Annotated in this window: 15 protein-coding genes; 3 read left to right on the top strand and 12 right to left on the bottom strand. The window is 46.8% G+C overall.

Going from position 1 to position 17,086, the window contains the following annotated elements:
* Nucleotides 1-7 precede the first annotated feature (7 nt).
* From AC58QD_RS10605 to AC58QD_RS10590, 4 genes are all read right to left on the bottom strand, one after another.
* The gene (locus tag AC58QD_RS10605; RefSeq protein WP_497332841.1) at nt 8-241 is read right to left on the bottom strand and encodes a hypothetical protein; all 234 of its coding nucleotides are present in this window, start codon (nt 239-241) and stop codon (nt 8-10) included.
* A 6-nt stretch (nt 242-247) separates the two neighbouring features.
* Nucleotides 248-1,450, bottom strand: coding sequence for a Ger(x)C family spore germination protein (locus tag AC58QD_RS10600; RefSeq protein WP_497332839.1), 1,203 nt, complete (start codon nt 1,448-1,450; stop codon nt 248-250).
* 34 nt (nt 1,451-1,484) lie between these two features.
* The gene (locus AC58QD_RS10595; protein WP_497332899.1) at nt 1,485-3,080 is read right to left on the bottom strand and encodes a spore germination protein; all 1,596 of its coding nucleotides are present in this window, start codon (nt 3,078-3,080) and stop codon (nt 1,485-1,487) included.
* A gap of 172 nt (nt 3,081-3,252) precedes the next feature.
* Nucleotides 3,253-3,366, bottom strand: coding sequence for a sporulation protein YjcZ (locus AC58QD_RS10590; protein WP_497332837.1), 114 nt, complete (start codon nt 3,364-3,366; stop codon nt 3,253-3,255).
* A 201-nt stretch (nt 3,367-3,567) separates the two neighbouring features.
* Between AC58QD_RS10590 and AC58QD_RS10585 the strand changes: the two genes are divergently transcribed.
* Together AC58QD_RS10585 and AC58QD_RS10580 are read left to right on the top strand one after the other, a co-directional pair.
* Complete coding sequence (locus tag AC58QD_RS10585; protein ID WP_497332835.1) at nt 3,568-3,663, top strand: YjcZ family sporulation protein; 96 nt, start codon at nt 3,568-3,570, stop codon at nt 3,661-3,663.
* Nucleotides 3,664-3,879: 216 nt separating this feature from the next.
* Nucleotides 3,880-4,998, top strand: a complete 1,119-nt coding sequence (locus tag AC58QD_RS10580) for a class I mannose-6-phosphate isomerase (protein WP_497332833.1) — start codon at nt 3,880-3,882, stop codon at nt 4,996-4,998.
* A 368-nt stretch (nt 4,999-5,366) separates the two neighbouring features.
* Here AC58QD_RS10580 and recQ read toward each other — a convergent pair whose 3' ends face one another.
* From recQ to AC58QD_RS10565, 3 genes are all read right to left on the bottom strand, one after another.
* Nucleotides 5,367-7,166 carry a DNA helicase RecQ gene (gene recQ / locus AC58QD_RS10575; RefSeq protein WP_497332897.1) on the bottom strand — a complete coding sequence of 600 codons (1,800 nt, stop codon included), beginning with the start codon at nt 7,164-7,166 and terminating at the stop codon, nt 5,367-5,369.
* Between the two features lie 136 nt (nt 7,167-7,302).
* On the bottom strand, nt 7,303-8,295 hold the full coding sequence (locus AC58QD_RS10570) for a Gfo/Idh/MocA family protein (RefSeq protein WP_497332831.1): 993 nt from the start codon (nt 8,293-8,295) through the stop codon (nt 7,303-7,305).
* Nucleotides 8,296-8,322: 27 nt separating this feature from the next.
* Entirely contained in the window at nt 8,323-9,300 is a 978-nt protein-coding gene (locus AC58QD_RS10565; protein WP_497332829.1) for a Gfo/Idh/MocA family protein, read from the bottom strand.
* Nucleotides 9,301-9,447: 147 nt separating this feature from the next.
* Between AC58QD_RS10565 and AC58QD_RS10560 the strand changes: the two genes are divergently transcribed.
* Complete coding sequence (locus tag AC58QD_RS10560) at nt 9,448-10,326, top strand: helix-turn-helix transcriptional regulator (protein ID WP_497332827.1); 879 nt, start codon at nt 9,448-9,450, stop codon at nt 10,324-10,326.
* 100 nt (nt 10,327-10,426) lie between these two features.
* Here AC58QD_RS10560 and AC58QD_RS10555 read toward each other — a convergent pair whose 3' ends face one another.
* The 5 genes from AC58QD_RS10555 to AC58QD_RS10535 all read right to left on the bottom strand — a co-directional run bounded on the left by AC58QD_RS10555 (nt 10,427) and on the right by AC58QD_RS10535 (nt 17,043).
* Nucleotides 10,427-11,743 (bottom strand): glycosyltransferase family 39 protein, encoded by a 1,317-nt coding sequence (locus tag AC58QD_RS10555; protein ID WP_497332825.1) that lies wholly within the window; start codon nt 11,741-11,743, stop codon nt 10,427-10,429.
* A gap of 118 nt (nt 11,744-11,861) precedes the next feature.
* Nucleotides 11,862-13,373 (bottom strand): response regulator transcription factor, encoded by a 1,512-nt coding sequence (locus AC58QD_RS10550; protein WP_497332823.1) that lies wholly within the window; start codon nt 13,371-13,373, stop codon nt 11,862-11,864.
* Nucleotides 13,351-15,078: a histidine kinase gene (locus tag AC58QD_RS10545; protein ID WP_497332821.1), complete on the bottom strand. Its 1,728-nt coding sequence runs from the start codon at nt 15,076-15,078 to the stop codon at nt 13,351-13,353. Before AC58QD_RS10545 ends, AC58QD_RS10550 begins: the two co-directional genes overlap by 23 nt.
* A gap of 134 nt (nt 15,079-15,212) precedes the next feature.
* Entirely contained in the window at nt 15,213-16,325 is a 1,113-nt protein-coding gene (locus AC58QD_RS10540) for a Gfo/Idh/MocA family protein (RefSeq protein ID WP_497332819.1), read from the bottom strand.
* 64 nt (nt 16,326-16,389) lie between these two features.
* Complete coding sequence (locus AC58QD_RS10535; RefSeq protein WP_497332817.1) at nt 16,390-17,043, bottom strand: ThuA domain-containing protein; 654 nt, start codon at nt 17,041-17,043, stop codon at nt 16,390-16,392.
* Nucleotides 17,044-17,086: the final 43 nt, after the last annotated feature.

Genomic DNA, 17,086 nt, shown 5'->3' with positions numbered 1-17,086 from the left:
CCTTTCTTCATTCCAACATTCCAAATATAATATCGCTTACCGGTTTGAAAATATAACTTAATCCATCTAAAGGGTTCGGAATGGGCAAATGCAAGCTGGCCCCAATGCTTAAGCCTGCTCCAATCAAGATGAGGACTGAGAATAGACCAAGCTCCTTTTTCTGCCCTTTTTTCCTCATAGGAGGGACCTCAATCATAATAATCGCAAGACATACTGCAAGTACTCCAACGACTTCCAGCATGTTTCACTACTCCTTCGTCTTGTTCAAAATGGGATCTCCAATAGTACCTAGACGCCTTATATGTGCGTTTACTTTAATATCAACAGTCATCTCAGCAAAATGACGATTCCATTCTTCCTTCACTTTGCTCCAATAAGCAGGCTCTGCCCTGTGGATCGCTTCTCCAAAGCTGAATATATCCGTTTTAAGCAGCTTCGCTTTTTTGACGGAAGCTTCCCCGTGTCTTTTTATTTCTTTTTCGATTTCCTGTTCCAAAAAAGAGAGCGTCTCTCCCTTGGCCAGATCGATCTTGCATTGCACATCCGATACATTAGCCTCGGTTCTCATCGATACGTCCACTTTTGGTTTTCCATTGACAACCAGTCCTTTGACTTTTGTCTTCGACCTAATGATATCCACCGCTAGATAACCACCCTTTGGACACGCTATATTTAAGACCGACCGTTTTAACTTGTTAGTTAAATCCGAGAAGCCTTTACTTTCCTCTTCATTGAGCCACCCGACCATTCGATCTCCATTGAATACCGCTAACCCCCAAGGTTGCAGAACACCTAATGGTTTAATAGATTCAATGTTCTTTTTTGTTTGACTTGCCTCTAAATCCCCAATAAGACGGATACCGGTCAAGACAGGATTGTTCCCTTTGCTTACAACACTTTTGATAAGATCATCCAATTGGACTGTTGTTACGGGCGACCATTCCTTCTCAGCTATGGCCAAAGCATTATATATTTTATTACTCGGAATTTTCTCCATAGCCGTTACGATAGACAGCATTTCTTGGGCTGACATTCCCCGTGAGATGGCAAAATAGAAATCCGTCCGAAATTCATGATTTCTAGATAAATAATCTAACGCTTCACTTATGCCCTCCCTGGCTAAAGATTCAGACATGATCACCATTCGGACATGGGAAAAATAAGATTCTCTAGGAGTGACGGACGTTAATTTCCGGATTGCCTCTGCAACAGTTTTTCCTTTTGAGCTATACTCCGTGACTGGAGATCGATCACTTCCCCCCCCTCTTTTTGAACTGGAGACTTCCCCCGGGTTAACAATTTGTATGGATACCTCGTACTGTTTGTCGGATTTATCGATCCCAACACCTACTACGATTCCGAGTGAATTTAACTCGCGGCGGCTCCAACAACCGGTTAATAACATAACGAGAACGAGAATGCTGAGGAAAAGAAGCGTTTTTTGTTTCACAGTCAAATTCCTTTCCCGTGTATTTGTTGCCACTCTAGATTGGAGGCGGATTTTTCTTTTCACGGGTTGTGTTTTTTCGGTTCAATAATTTAGGACGTAATACCATTGCCCACCACGGTGCCCGAATAAACACATCCTTTTGATCCGGGAGGTTAAATGGGGCAATTGGACTCATATATGGAATACCGAAGGTGCGCAAACTACATAAATGCAGTAATAAAGCAATGACTCCAACAATAATTCCATATAACCCAAAGGAGGCTGCAAGTCCCATTAAAGGGAAACGAAGAATTCGGAATGAATTCGCTAAACTGTAAGCTGGAAACGAAAAACTGCTGATTGCCGTAATCGCAACCACAATAACCATTGCGGGGGACACAATTCCTGCCTCAACCGCTGCTTGTCCGATAACCAAGGTACCGACTACGGATACCGCTGGTCCAATCGTTTTGGGCATTCGAATACCAGCTTCACGTAGTATTTCGAAAGCCAGTTCCATTAAAAGCGCCTCGATAAAAGCCGGAAAAGGAACACCCTCCCGTTGAGCAGCCAGGCTGATCAGCAGATTCGTATGCAGCATTTCTTGGTGAAACGTGGTCACCGCTATGTATAAGGATGGAGCAACAAAAGAAATGATCATCCCGATATAGCGAAGAATCCGAATCAGACTGCTGATATCCGCTCGGTGGTAATAATCCTCAGGTGCATGCAGAAAGGACACGAAAAAGGCAGGAACCACAAGTACAAACGGGGTCCCATCCACAAGAATAGCTATCTTTCCCTCTAATAGCTCAGCCGCAATAACATCCGGTCGTTCAGAATTGTAGATGGTCGGAAAAGGGGTGTAAGTCTCATCCTGAATCAATTCTTCTATATATCCGCTTTCCAGAATCCCGTCAATGTCAATCCGGTCAAGGCGTCTATGGACCTCCTGTACGATAGCTTCTTCCGCAATCCCTTTTATGTACATAACCGCAACCTGGGTTTGGGTTTCCCGTCCGATTTGCTTCGTCTCCATCCATAGATTGGAGCTTTTTATTTTGCGTCGGATCAAGGCTGTGTTCGTACGGATCGTCTCGGTGAACGCTTCCCGCGGACCGCGGATGACAGACTCGATTGAAGGCTCCGAGACATTGCGGTCCTTAAATCCTTGCGCATTTGCTGCGATCCCTTGAGCATTCCCATCCAGCAAGATTACTGAAAATCCTGATGATAAGGAGCTATACAGGTTATCAAAATCAGTAACATCCTTGACGGTTCTTACCGATAAAACAAAATCTCTCAAGGATTGAAAAAGCATTGGGTTATCGGTATTTCTCTCCTTGCCCGACATTTGGGTATCGAACGTCATGGAATCTTTAATCAAATCGGTAATCGTTTTCTCATCAACCATTCCATCAAGGAAAATAACAGCTATCTGGACACAACCTTCAGGACCAATGCGAAGCTCCTTGATCATAAGATCTGTGCTGCTTCCGAATGCCGTTTGGATCTCTTGGATGTTTTCCTTGAGAGTTGTGTATAAAGGTTTTGATGCAGGATTCATCAGTTGTTGAGTTTGTTGCTGAATCCTTTCTGCTAACCGATTCGTTTTGGTAGATTTCATAATCATTTTACGAGGGATTCGCATCATCATTCCTCTTTCAATATGGACTCTAAGATGCCAATTATACAAACAAGTATTGCCTTTCCGATCGGCATATAAACAACACAAAAAAAATCCCCCGATCTCGAAGAAAGGAGGATTAAAAGGTAAACTTTCCGTTTGTTAGGGTCTAACTAAAGCCATTTGTAAAGGGAAATTAGCATACGCCGCCCAGAACTCCACGAGTAACGATAACCAAAAGGATGAATAGTACCAAGACTACAGCGGTAGATGTTCCTATGCCACCGAAACCTCCAACTAATCCACTCATATTTTTTTCCTCCTCCCCTATACGCTTATATACTATGGGGATCTATGTGATGTTGATTAAACTATACCCCATAAGCAAAAAAATCGTCTCCAGCCTAATTTTTAGAGATCAATCATTGAATTTGGGCGTTTTTTCAGGGCTGATGTCCAATCTAAGTGACAGTAGACTACATATTCTGAACAATCTAGATTTGAAAGGAGGATGCTAATGAGTGCCGGTGGAGCCTTCACATCTGTAGGAGTTATCTTAGTCCTTTATATTCTGTTAGTTATTGTTACTGAGTCTACTTGGTTCTAATCTCACAACTGTCCGAGCATCCTAATGTTATAAGCCTTAATATCCACGGACACCCCGCATCCTATAGTTAATAGGTACGGGGTGTTTGCAATCTTGCTGAAATGGTGAGAACACAAGCCCATATTAAAAATACACTTGTACGACTAAACCATAAGCCTGTTACAATGTATTTAAGAAGCCATTAAACCTACATACTTTTCTAAGGAGGAAGAACCCTTGGATCAACTTACACTTTCCTTGAGTAAAACACCGCTGAAACTAATTGACGATCGTGTATGGCGCACGTATGCGGGTGGAGCAAGTCTGGATAGATGGAAACAGAATCCCGAACCGCAAGACAGTGATTTTCCTGAGCTCTGGGTCGCTTCGACGGTCAAGGCTGTCAATGTTGGCCGTGAGCATCTTCCTGTAGAAGGCTTGAGCAAGGTTGACTTACCTGACAGGCAAGGCGTTACTTTAAAAGAGTTGATCGAGTCGGCCCCGGCTCTGTTCCTAGGCGTACAGCATGCGGAAAAGTATCAAGTCAGTCCAGGCATCCTCGTTAAGCTGCTGGACTCAAGCGAACGCCTAACGATTCAGGTACATCCGGATCGACAATTTGCCCTTAGCGAATTCAACTCCCGCTTTGGGAAAACAGAAGCCTGGTACATATTGGAGGGGAGAACGATCGACGGCGAGGATCCTTATGTATTGTTAGGATTCAAGCCTGAGGTGACACCAGAATCATGGCGTCGAATGTTCGAAGAACAGGATATACCTGGAATGATTAATGCCTTGCACAAAGTGTATGTACAACCGGGAGATGTATTTCTTATTCAGGGAGGACTTCCTCATGCGATCGGCAGCGGGTGTTTCCTCATTGAGATCCAAGAGCCGACTGATCTTACACTGCGCACCGAAAGAACGACTCCAAGGGGAGTACAGCTTAAGGATCAGGCTTGCCATCAGGGGATTGGATTCGATCGAATGCTGCAATGCTTCCACTATGAGGCTACGGATCTTGATGGTGCTTTACGCCGATCTATGGTAGAGCCTGAGCTTGTGCAAGAGAAACAAGGGGGCAAGGAAACAAGTCTCATCCAAGCCAAACATACCGATCGCTTCCGCTTGAGTAGATTAAACATTACAGGAGAATATCCGTTTGAGAAGCAGGATGAATTCGCAGCAGCCATTATTGTAGCTGGTGCGGGTCAGTTGTTATACGGGGATCATTGTGAAGTAGAGTTGAAACAAGGGGAAACATTGTTTTTGCCAGCCGGGTTGGGTAGTATGACTTGGAAAAAGAACATCGCGGAACAAGAACTGGTCATCGTACTTTGTTTTCCCCCATTATAGGAGAGGGACATGGCCTGGGTTATTCGGACTAGTTGTCAGGTCTTTTTACGACCCCCGAAACTAGTCCCTGCTGTTTGCGATACATGCCCGGTGTCATCCCCACGAATCCTTGCATGCTGGACAAAAGAAAATAAAATAATTGCAAAAAAGCAACTAATTCCCGCAACAAGACCACCTAGTCATCTGATTGCCCTCATTTTCAAATTTTATTGCTTTTCCGCAACTAATTTGACCCCCATAACCCGGAACACTCGATTTAATTGCTTTTCTGCAACTAAATCGCCCACGGGTGATTATCATTAAAGGAATCAGAAGTCGTTCTATTCGAGATCCACGTGCTGTCTCCAATATTAGGATTGCCATCTGCACTATCGATCCGCTATATAGACGCGTACAGCTTCAAGAAAAGGTGAGCCGTATTTGATTAACTTAGCTTGGCCTACACCTTTGACAGCCAGCATCTGCACATCTGTCTCGGGAAGCAACTCCGTGATCTCGCGCAGCGTGCTATCGGAGAACACTACATATGGCGGTACTCCATCACGGTCAGCCAACTGCTTGCGAAGCGTTCGCAGACGGTCGAACAGCTCGCCTCCCGCTGCCTGCTTTTGCCGCTTAACCTCTCGCACCTTACGTGTGACCCGCTTCTCCCCGCGCAGAACATCCGCAGCTGGAGCTAACAAGCGCAGCACGGGATACTGACTTTCTGTCAGCCCTACATAACCATCCGCGATCAGCAGTTGAATCATATCTATGATTGTCTTTTCCGGATACTGCCTCATCAGTCCATATGTGGGCAGTTTATCGAACCTGAATTCCATCACTCGTTTATTAGAAGAACCTTTTAATACTTGAGCCACCAAGGTAACCCCGAATCGCTCATTCATCCGGCGAATACAGGAACAAATCTGCTGCGCTTCTACGGTCATATCGACGATCTCACTGTCATCGTTGCAGCTCCCGCAGTTTCCGCAAGTAGTGTCTGCTTGCTGCCAATCTCCAAAATAGTTCAGAATATAAGCTCTTAGACAATTTTGTGTATGGCAATAATCGATCATTAGCTGCAGCTTGCGGTACTCCTGCTGCTTGCGTTCTGGTGAAGAGACAGACTGTTCAATAAGGAACTTCTGCAGCAGAATATCCTGCGGTTGGAACAATAGTATACATTCACCAGGTTCTCCGTCACGTCCTGCACGGCCAGCCTCCTGATAATACGATTCCATGTTCTTAGGCATACTCCAGTGCAGCACATACCTTACGTTAGACTTGTCGATTCCCATTCCGAACGCGTTCGTGGCCACCATGACTCGGACATCATCGCGCAGGAACCGATTCTGCATCTCCTGACGCTCGTTGTCTGTCATTCCAGCATGATACTTCCCGACGGGAATACCTTTACGGGTTAGCTGCTGATGTACCTGATCGACCTCTTTACGTGTCGCAGCATAAATAATACCCGCTTGATCCTCATGCTTGGTTACATACTCTTGGCAATAGTCTTCTCTATTCACACCCTTGAGTACGGAGAAAGATAAGTTCCCTCGATCAAAACCGGTTACATGAACCTTCGCGTTCTTCAGTGCAAGCAATCGTACAATGTCTGTACGAACATTCTCAGTAGCCGTTGCAGTGAATGCAGCGATTCTCGGTCTGCGATCGAACTGACGCAGGAATGGGGCGACAGATAAATAACTCGTACGGAAGTCATGGCCCCATTGGGACACACAGTGCGCTTCATCGATAGCCACGAAAGGAATTTCGATTCGCTGCGCTAACGATAGGAACATATCCGTTTCAAGCCGCTCAGGCGCCACGTAAATCAGCTTATACTCCCCTGAAGCAGCCCCTCTAAGCCTACGGTTCGTTTCCGTTCCCGTTAAGGAGCTGTTAATATAAGTAGCGGGTATGCCTAACCCGTCCAGTGCATCTACTTGATCCTTCATTAACGAGATAAGCGGGGATACAACAATTGTGGTACCAGGCAGAAGCAGGGCTGGAATCTGATAGCAGATCGATTTACCGCCTCCAGTGGGCATGATCCCCAAAGTATCCTCCTGATTCAAAATATCTCTTATGATCGCCTTCTGCCCTTCACGGAAATCCGGGTATCCATAAATGCGTTGCAATACCCTTCTTGCCTGATCCAAGGTGAGCGTTTGTTCATTCATCATTGCATCCATTACCTTCCAATCCTAGACTGCGAATTCCTGTTCTTCTCATAATCGTATAACGGATAGCTGCGGATAGCAACAACAAAAGCCTGCATGCGGTATGCATGCAGGCTCTAATGAGGTACTTCCAGCCTTATATTTGAACTGGCTGTCCGAGCTTAACAGATTGGTAACCGGCAAGAGCAACTTCTGCCGAGCGAAGACCATCCACACCGCTAATGGGTACAGGCACTCCGTTAAGTACGGAATCTACAAAGCTTTTGACCAAATGCTCATCCATTCCATCGCCCCAGAACATATACGTTCCTTTTCCAGTATCATCCGCATATAACTCGTTCTTCTGAGCGAAGGAATCTACAGAGATGACTCCGTTCGTGCCGATAATTTCCATCGTTACATCGCCCCATGTCGGGAAAGATTTGGGACGGGACCAGCTTGTATCAATCACACCGAATACTCCGTTGTCGAACTTCACATGGATCATTCCGGCATCATCTACTTCGACACCTTCGTTGAATAGAGTAGCGGCATATGCATACACTTCTTTTACTCTGGAGCCGCTAAGGAACCAATTCATCAAATCCATCACATGAACGGTATGATCAAATAACGCTCCACCGCCCGACAGCTTCGGATCAAGGAACCATCCGCTTGGAATCGTTCCGCGATTCGTCCCCTTGATGGCCACAATTTCACCAATTTCTCCTTGGTCTACTGCTTTCTTGGCTTGAACTACTGCAGTAATATATCGGCATGGGAATGCGGTCATCAATTGCACCCCATTGGACTCGCAAGCAGCAATCATTTGTTCCATTTCCGTGACAGAAACGCCAAGCGGCTTCTCGCATAATACATGTTTCTTGGCATTTGCCGCATCAATCGTCTGCTGGGCATGATTGGCATTCTCCGAGCAAATGACCACAGCATCGATGTCGCTTTTCAACAATTCACGGTAATCCTCATAATAAGGAATGCCCGACTGCTCCACTACTGCTTCTACTCGACTTTTATCTTCATGAGCAATTCCTGTCACTTCAACATCAGGATTCGCACGCAGAGCGTTCAAGTAGGAGAAAGCATGTCCATGCGCGAAACTGATCATGCCTACCTTTAGTTTGTTTGTCATGATATCTATCCTCCCGAAGAGATCGTATTAGAACAGGACGGCTTTGCCGGTCGTTGCAGATTCCCGTGCTGCGTTAGCGATTTGCAGCGCTTTTAAAGCATCTTGAGGGGTTACAATCGACTCTTTATTCTCCCGAATACAAGTGATGAAATGTTCGAGTTCGATGGAATACGGATCTCGAAGCGACGGGCTCCTAGGAACCTCGGCGAAGCGGGCGCCTTCCGTATTTGTGTTAACCTTGCGGACCTGCAGAGACTTGGCATTGTCACTGTCTCCGCGAATCACACCTTTGGAGCCTGCGAATTCGGCTGCCGTCCGGAATGCGCCCGGATAACCCCAGTACCCTTCCAGATTGGCGACAGCACCGTTCTCGAATAAAAGGGTAACGAGTGCATAATCGTATTCATTTTCATGGCGTCTCATGCAGTATACCGACTTCACTTCCCCAAGCGTCCAGCGCACGAAATCAATATCATGAACCATCAAGTCCACGATCACGCCGCCGCTTTTCTCTTCATCCTTGAACCAAGGACGTGCATCGCCCGGGTGGGAGCCTACACGCTTCAAATGAGCTGTCCCGACTCGGCCAATACGGCCAGCGTCAATCGTTTGCTTCATTTGTACATAATCCGGGAAGAATCGAACAACATGACCGATGAAAAGTCTTACTCCATGCTCCTTGCACGTATCGATAACCGCTTGAGCATCTTCGACTGTAAGTGAAATAGGCTTCTCGCAAATGACATGTATGCCTAAACGGGCCGTCTTTTGCGCGTATTCCTTATGCAAATGACTTGGGAGCGTCAAACTGACTGCATCCGGCTTCACAGCAGCCATCATCTCTTCGAAAGAGGCGAAAGCTTGAGTATTCGTACGCTCCGCAAGCTCTTGTGCAAGCTTAAAATCAATATCACATACTCCGACAAGTTCGACACCGGGCATTTCTACGTAGGCGGATGCATGAATCCGTCCCATTCCCCCGGAACCTACGATGGCAACTTTCATCTACACTTCTCTCCTTCATTCATTGTAGAAAGCGATGTATAATAGTACTAGAGTCAAGATACAATGATTTGATCAAAATAACTATGCCGTCTTTTGTCCCGTTTGTATCCAAATTTGTTCTATCAAGAAAGCGCGGTGCAGCTCCCAGTGGAAGTGTTTAAAGAACCCATTCATTATCAGAACCCGCAGCTCTGCATTAAAGTCCTGCAATATTCGAACACCGAGAAGGAGCGGAAGGAGCTGCCGAGATGGCACTATCACAAGGAAATAGAGTTCGTGTTAGTGCAAAAAGGGATACATGAAATTCATACCGTCAATCATAATTACCGCTTGCTCCCTGGAGATCTGGTCGTAGTCGGTTCTTCTCAGCTGCATCGCGGGCATAAAATCGGTGATGCGATGATGGAATGCATTGTCCTGCATTTTGATCTTCAGCCTTATTTTGATCCTGCTATGATGATGTATTATCGCCATTTCTCTGAGATTCATCTCCCTCTGGAGGAGTTAAACTATATATTTCAGGAGAACCCAATCGTCAAGAAAGACGTTGCTCGGATCATTGTAGACATCAAACAAGAAATAACTAGTCAGACCAAGGGGTATGAAATTGCAGCAAGCATGCACATCAAGCATCTATTGCTGACCTTGCTGAGAGCGGATCGAAGAGGGTTGCTGCAAGCGCATGAATGGGTTGATGCTGAGGTGATGAAGCGAATTATCGAATTCGTGGACGAGCACATGGCCGGCAAAATCAATATGGAGCAAGTTAGCAAGCTAGCCGGAATGAGTTATTCTTACTTTTCGAAATTTTTCAAAAAAGCGATGGGCAGCTCCTTCACCGATTACGTGAACCTTCGCCGCATCCGGAATGCCGAGCGTCTCCTGGTTACGAGTGACAAGAGTGTCACGACCATCGCAGCAGCAGTCGGGATCGAGAACATGGCTCATTTCTATGAGCTGTTCAAGCGCTACAACAGCTGCACGCCGAAGGAATATTTGCGCAGATTGAGTGTGGATCAGACATAGAGGGAGGGAACGAAACCGCACAACCGAAAATTACCTTTTTCAGGTAATAGCCGGCATGTGTGGTTTCGTTGTTGCAACACAGTTTATTATCTATAATGCATTACATACCTGGACTAATCGGAGCCCGTTTCCTTCTCTGTAACAGCAGCATCACACCATTTCTCACAAGGACTATGACTCCGCGAATGACTCTGTCTGCCCCGTATGCAACGACGATCGCAATAAAAGGGATGCTGGGCGCCTTGTATCTGTACATGCCGTCTATAAAGAAAACGATGCAAAAAAGGAATACGGCGAGCACGATCAACCATACAATGGAAGCCTTTCGAAACAACCCGTTCACGAATGCGACAACGGTTCCTATTGCAAACAGAACAGTAGGCAGCATGTGATCGGCGAACTTGACCATGCCTCTTACACTTGTTAAATCCGTCTGCCACACCCATCTGCCGAGAAAGGCAACCATTCGTTTGACGTAAATAATGGAAATGTGATCCCAATTATTGACGATAAAGCTGGCAATTAAGCTATTCATGATATTGATACTGTAATCAGGCTTAAAAAAATGGTCGGCAGCTGATGCCATGTCGTAGACCCTGCCTTTGGCATAAATATTATACAATACCATTTTGGCGTTAAACTGCATGGATGCGATCAAGGGATCCAGCTTGCCGCTTGCTATGAAGTAAATAAAAGCAACGGAAGCAGAGGCCAGAATGCTGCCAAGGACAAGCTTGTGCCGTTTGATGAATAGAACTAACGTTTTTCTATGAATGTTGAGTACGATATACAGCATGATAAAGCTCAGGGTGATGACGCCGGTCGGTCTGAATACAAGCAGGTATATGGCTGAAGCAGCAAACAGAATCTTGTATACTTTTTGTCCGGGTCCGGCTTCCATGCCTTTGAGGAGGAAATATACGCATAACAGCAGCAAACTGATAAAGAAGCTGTCGGAAAGAATATAAACGGACCATAGCGTAATGGGCCAAGTATGATAGCAATACAAGTATGAAGCAATGATGGCGGTTGTTCTGTTAAACAGCATACGCGCGATTATATATACAAGGATGACCGACAGCCCCGCCATTACCGCTTGTATAAAAAGAATGGCAACAGGGCTTTTAAATACGGCGAGCAGCAAAGTAAGCAGGAAGTTGTATCCCAAATACATGATATCGTCCATATGCGTGCCGATTCGATTGCCGGCCAGCAAGGAGCGGGCATAGTTGAGGTACCATTCGGAGTCGGCAGACTTGGGAAAGCTCTGTCCGGGGGACTTCAGGAAGAAGAAAAACTGCAATCTGACCTTCAACGACAGCAGAACAAAAGGAATGAGGATAATAAAGTCCCAATATTTAAATCGGCGAACTTGCTGATATACGGAACGACTGTACTTTTCATATACTCGGAACACTCAGGCCCACCCCGGATCGATTCGCTGTGATAACGTTTTCAATCATTATATACAGCGAAGAACACGGGGCAAATACACAAATCGCAGTTGTTTATGGACGAATAGATGAATTCCATCCCTATCGATGCCGGGAATGTACATACTCTGAAGGGGATTGTCCGGTGAGCTTCTTGAATACTCGGCTAAAGTAAAGCTGATCTGAATACCCCACCTCGCCTGCCACTTGTTTCAGCAGCATTTGGGGCTGTCCGTCCATGATACGCTTAGCCTCTTTGATCCGAAACTCCATCAAGTATTCAATGGGCGTAATTCCTTTTTCCCTTTTAAACAGAACGCTCAGATAATTGGGCACGAGCCCGAACTCCTGAGATAAGTTCTGCAGCGTAATGGACTCACGGAAGTTTCTCTTCAAAAATTGTTCGACTTGTCCGACGATCGTATTTAGCGGGGCCAATTTGTCATCCGTATGCAATATCGACTCAAACAGGTCATGAAATAAAGCCGTTAATCGATCCTTAAGTTCCTTGTAGGCAAGCGAGTTGGAAATTGACATTTCCAAGTCGGACTGTCGCTCAAGACCGCGCTCTCCAAACTCAGCCAGTATGCGAAAAAGGGACTGCTGAATCACATACTGCGTTGCACAATGGCTTTCCCAGCTCGATATTAGAGCACTCAGCTCCTCATCAAACCGTTCAAACCGTTTCTGCCCGACAGCCTCAATCACCTTTGCTGTTTCCGCTGTAAACTTTCGTTCGGCGGCCGTCTTCTTTGCGCCGGAGTCTTTGTGTTGCAGGATGTTCGATTTTGCAAAAACAAGCGAATGCATAAGTTCTCTCCGGAGCTGTTTACAGGTTGCGTACAGCTGATGGAGTGACAGTTCCGATTCCATGACCAATGTCACGGGTATTTGTTGATTCCGAACATTTTGCATGAAACTATCCAAAGCGAATCGCATTCGCGCTTCTGCATCGCCATCATTCGACGCTAAAAGGACAAAACGCTCATTCGGCCTTTCACCGTTTAATATCCACTGCCGAATGCCTAGCTCCTTGCAGCGTGCCGAGTATTCACTAAAGAGCGAAGATTGCCACAATACTTCTCCTGGGCACATATCCATTACTCCGTTGAAATAGGGGCCGGCACATAGGAGCAGCAGCTCGTAATGGGAATATTGCAGCAAAGCAGGGCAGTTGGATAAGGATCCACCCTGCAGAAGCAGTCCCAGAGCCCCCTGCTCCCTGCTCATCATGAGCTGCTCATATTTCAGCTTCAGCTTCTGCAGCAGCTCCTGAATATCCATTACCGTCGCAGGCTTGAGCAAATAGTCGTCCGACTCATGCGTCAATATGGCCTCCCGAATATAATCATAATCGGAATAAGCGCTGATTACGGCTGTCAAGAGCTCCGGTTTACGCTTTTTCGCTTCGCGAAGCAGCTGCAAGCCGTCCATTCTCGGCATTCTCACATCCGTGAGAAGTACATCAGGATTGAACTCATCCATCATGTCAAGAGCTTCTACGCCATCATAGGCCTCCGCAACAAGAAAGCATTCAGGATCAACCTTTGAAATGAGCTTTTTCATACCGCGGCAAATCGCCACTTCATCATCAACCAGCAATATTTTCAACATATACGTCATCTCCTGAATTCACAGCCCATCTTACAGAGGCGCCTCCCGCCTCATTGTTTGAAAGTTCAAATTGCAGGGCGTCCCCGAATGTATGTAACAGTCTGCTGCACGTATTCCGCATTCCCATGCCGCCGCCCTTTGAGAACAGACCGAGCCGTTCGAGTTGATCGCGTTTGCTTGCAAATTCCTGCAAATACGCGGTGCTGAATCCGTCCCCGTCATCATTAATTTGAATGTTCCAGCCTTTGCTCGAAACCGATACACGGAGTTCAATACGCCAAGGATACTTTTTCACGGCAAAGGCGTGCTTCACGCAATTTTCCACAAAGGGCTGCACCGACAGCTTCGGCACGCGAACCGCGGACAAATCCCCTTCCATACGAGCATCAATCACAAGATGCTCCCGGTAACGCGTCTTCATGATGTCGAGATAACGAAGCGTATGATCGACTTCTTCCTTTAAAGTCACGAGCTCTCCGCTGTCATAAGTAATGTATCTCAGCATATGAACAAGTTCGCTTGTAATTTTTGGAATCTCTTCGTTTCCATCCTCCATACCCAGCATGCCGATCAAGGTAAGCGTATTGTAAAGAAAATGAGGATTCATTTGGGCCTGCAGGGCAATAAACTGTGCCTGGAGCTCGCGAGAATGCGCTTCTACGGCATAACGCTTGGATTCCTCCATCCGTCCCAGCATGCTCTTGAAGGAATGATACAAATGAACGATTTCGTTGTGCGTCCCATGGGTATCCATGCCGGCGAACAACCGCTCCAATTGATCTTTCGTACGCGCATCTCCAGGGACCTGAGCCATAGTGTGGCTGAGCTGAGCGAGCGGTCTGGTCGTTCTGGATATGAAGAAAAACGCCATGATCAGTGAAACCAGCGACAAACCCCCGGCGATCGCAGCCATCCAATATCCTGTTTTCCGAACAGACATTAGCATAAGGTCCATGGGCTGAGTCACAACTACCCGCCAGCCGGAGTGGGAAAGCTCGTACTCTGCAGTTACTTCTTTGCCTGAGGGCAACTGCAACTGATCGGTCGGATAAATAACCTGATTATTGTCGCCGTACAGGATGACTTGTTTGCCATTCGCAGCAAAATCCCCTTTTGATAGCTTCGCTTCCAAATAGGAGTAAGGAATCTGAACCTCAATAACCGTCCCAGGTACGGAGCTGCGAATGACGGAAACAACCATTTTTCCCTTTGAGTCCCAGTCGTCCCGATGCGGGGGAAGCACAAGAAGTGGCTTCTGCTTTAGATCGCTGAACCATGACAGTCCGGAAATATTTTTCCGCGCTTGCTCTTTGTTGTAGGAGGACCCAAATGTTAAAAAGGTGCCGGTATCTTTAATAATGGAAATCCGATTCAAGCTGTCCGGATCAATATCCAGGTCCAATCGCATTTTATTGAACACATTAATAACCTTGCTATTGGAATTGGCGTCGGGCGTCTCCTTCATCCAGTTCTCGATCGAAGGATTGGTAAGCGTGTTCACGGCTAGACCGTCCGCCGACACGATGGCATTGTCAAGCTGCTCGGCCAAGGTCGTTACTTCCCAACGAAACGATTCGGAGAGCGTTTGATAAGCCATCGATTTGTAATATTTATAAAAAACTACATACGAAAGTGGAATGACCAAGAACACAATCAGCGAATAAATCGCAAACAAACGGGTCAGCAGGCTCCACTTCTTCAGCATGGCGGCGGCTCCTTCTAGGCAACTAAAGTTAGTTCCATATTATCATCGGCGAGCCGAATCTGTAAATCAGCTCAACACCTCACAAAAAGCCCAGCGTAAAACCGCCAGGCTTCTATGCGAGCATTTACATATCTTTATCTGAACGATTCCAAAGACACGCCAACCGGCATCGGTTGCGGTTTCTCACATACGCTTTCCATAATGTAGTGCTTCCCTTGATCAGAGGAATCATGGAAGGCATGCATCGCTTCCAGTACATGGTACGACAGCTCGCCTGATGCGCGATGAGGCCGATCTTCCTGGATTCCTCGCACCATATCCAATACGCCTAGACCTCGAGCGCCCTCGGCAAAGCCATGCGTTAGAGGAAGCTCTGTCCATTCCTTGGCATCCTTCCTGCGGATGAGAATTGGTCCACCGAAAGTATTCGGATCCGGAACATTCAAAGTCCCTTCACTGCCGTAGATTTCAATACGCGGCAGACTGTTTCCTCCGAAAGCATCGAAGCTCGTAATGATCGTTCCAATTACACCGCTGTGGAAATCCATGACTCCTGAAACGTGAGTAGCTACATCTACTTGGATGTTCTGACCGAACTTAGGCTGGCTTAAGATAGTCCGCTCAGGATAGGAAGTTTTAACGGATCCAGTGATCCGAACAATCGGCCCCAGCATGGAGACCAATGCTGTCAAGTAATACGGTCCCATATCGAACATCGGCCCGCCGCCGGCTTTGTAATAAAACTCCGGATCCGGATGCCAGTGCTCATGACCGCGTCCAATCATGAAAGCGGAAGCCCCAATCGGCTGGCCGATCCAGCCGTCCTCGATCAGCTTGATACAGGTCTGAATGCCTCCGCCGAGGAAAGTATCCGGTGCGCTGCCTACACGAAATCTGGTTGCTGCAGCAGCCTCCAGAAGCTCCTTGCCCTCTTCTCTCGTTACGGCTAATGGTTTCTCCGAGTACACATGCTTACCGGCACGCAGAGCAGCCAGCCCGATAGGAGCATGTGCTTGCGGAATGGTAAGATTAATGACCAGATCAATGTTAGAGTCCATCATGAGTTCATCTACGGTGTAGGCATGAGCGAGTCCGTACTCCGTTGCTTTTGCTTGAGCCCGCGTAATATCCAGGTCGGCGCTAGCCGTTACCTCTAATGATGAGTACTTTTGACATGTTTTGAAGTAAGCATCACTTATTTTACCGCAACCGACAATTCCTACATTCAGCTTTTTCGCCCCGCTCATTTACGTTCATCCCTTCTACTCCCAAATATGCGTTCACGTTCATCGTTACTCATACCGTGCGAGGCTATCTTGTCGCCCAGATCATACCGCGTTTCATTAAGGCTAGTACGGGCGGCATGGCAACAATATTGGCTTGATGACCTAATGAATTGTAATATACTTTCCCTTTGCCGTACTTTTTGGTCCACACTACAGGCATCTGGATATCACGGCCCTGGGGACCGTATCCCTCGAAGGTCGTTGTCGCGAATACATCGATCGCAGGATCGACATGCATATAATATTTCTCCGAGGATACCTCGAAGTCTTCTATGCCCTGGACCAATTCGTGTTCATTCTGTTGGAGATTAACGGTGTACCGCACGCCGTCATTCCCAGGATGGGCTACCCATTGGCCGCCAACCATGAACTGATATTCCACTTCCGTGCGAAACGAATCCGCCATACCGCCGTGACAGCCTGCAATTCCTGTTCCATTTTCTTTGACGGCATGCAAAAGCGGTTTGAGCTGCTCCTTCTCAATCTTCCCCATCGTCCACACAGGTACAATAAGATCGATGGAAGCCAGCTTCTCTTCATCCTTATAGCTGTCCAGCGAATTGGATAATTCCACATCGTAAGCTTCATCCCGCAGCAGTCCTGCGAGGATTTCCGACACCGCTTGAGGCTGATGGCCGTCCCAACCGCCCCAAACGATCAGTGCTTTTTTCACAGACATACAGGACACGTTCCTCTCTTGATTGCCATTCCAACAAACCCGT

This window comes from Paenibacillus sp. J2R1T-4 (assembly GCF_059692235.1).
This window is presented reverse-complemented; position numbering and strand designations above follow the sequence as displayed.

What these genes read in the sequence shown, in the direction of transcription:
- AC58QD_RS10605 (WP_497332841.1), bottom strand. Translation starts at nt 241, where the DNA reads ATGCTGGAAGTCGTTGGAGTACTTGCAGTATGTCTTGCGATTATTATG.
- AC58QD_RS10595 (WP_497332899.1), bottom strand. Translation starts at nt 3,080, where the DNA reads ATGCGAATCCCTCGTAAAATGATTATGAAATCTACCAAAACGAATCGG.
- AC58QD_RS10590 (WP_497332837.1), bottom strand. Translation starts at nt 3,366, where the DNA reads ATGAGTGGATTAGTTGGAGGTTTCGGTGGCATAGGAACATCTACCGCT.
- AC58QD_RS10585 (WP_497332835.1), top strand. Translation starts at nt 3,568, where the DNA reads ATGCTAATGAGTGCCGGTGGAGCCTTCACATCTGTAGGAGTTATCTTA.
- recQ (WP_497332897.1), bottom strand. Translation starts at nt 7,166, where the DNA reads ATGAATGAACAAACGCTCACCTTGGATCAGGCAAGAAGGGTATTGCAA.
- AC58QD_RS10570 (WP_497332831.1), bottom strand. Translation starts at nt 8,295, where the DNA reads ATGACAAACAAACTAAAGGTAGGCATGATCAGTTTCGCGCATGGACAT.
- AC58QD_RS10565 (WP_497332829.1), bottom strand. Translation starts at nt 9,300, where the DNA reads ATGAAAGTTGCCATCGTAGGTTCCGGGGGAATGGGACGGATTCATGCA.
- AC58QD_RS10550 (WP_497332823.1), bottom strand. Translation starts at nt 13,373, where the DNA reads ATGTTGAAAATATTGCTGGTTGATGATGAAGTGGCGATTTGCCGCGGT.
- AC58QD_RS10545 (WP_497332821.1), bottom strand. Translation starts at nt 15,078, where the DNA reads ATGCTGAAGAAGTGGAGCCTGCTGACCCGTTTGTTTGCGATTTATTCG.
- AC58QD_RS10540 (WP_497332819.1), bottom strand. Translation starts at nt 16,325, where the DNA reads ATGAGCGGGGCGAAAAAGCTGAATGTAGGAATTGTCGGTTGCGGTAAA.
- AC58QD_RS10535 (WP_497332817.1), bottom strand. Translation starts at nt 17,043, where the DNA reads ATGTCTGTGAAAAAAGCACTGATCGTTTGGGGCGGTTGGGACGGCCAT.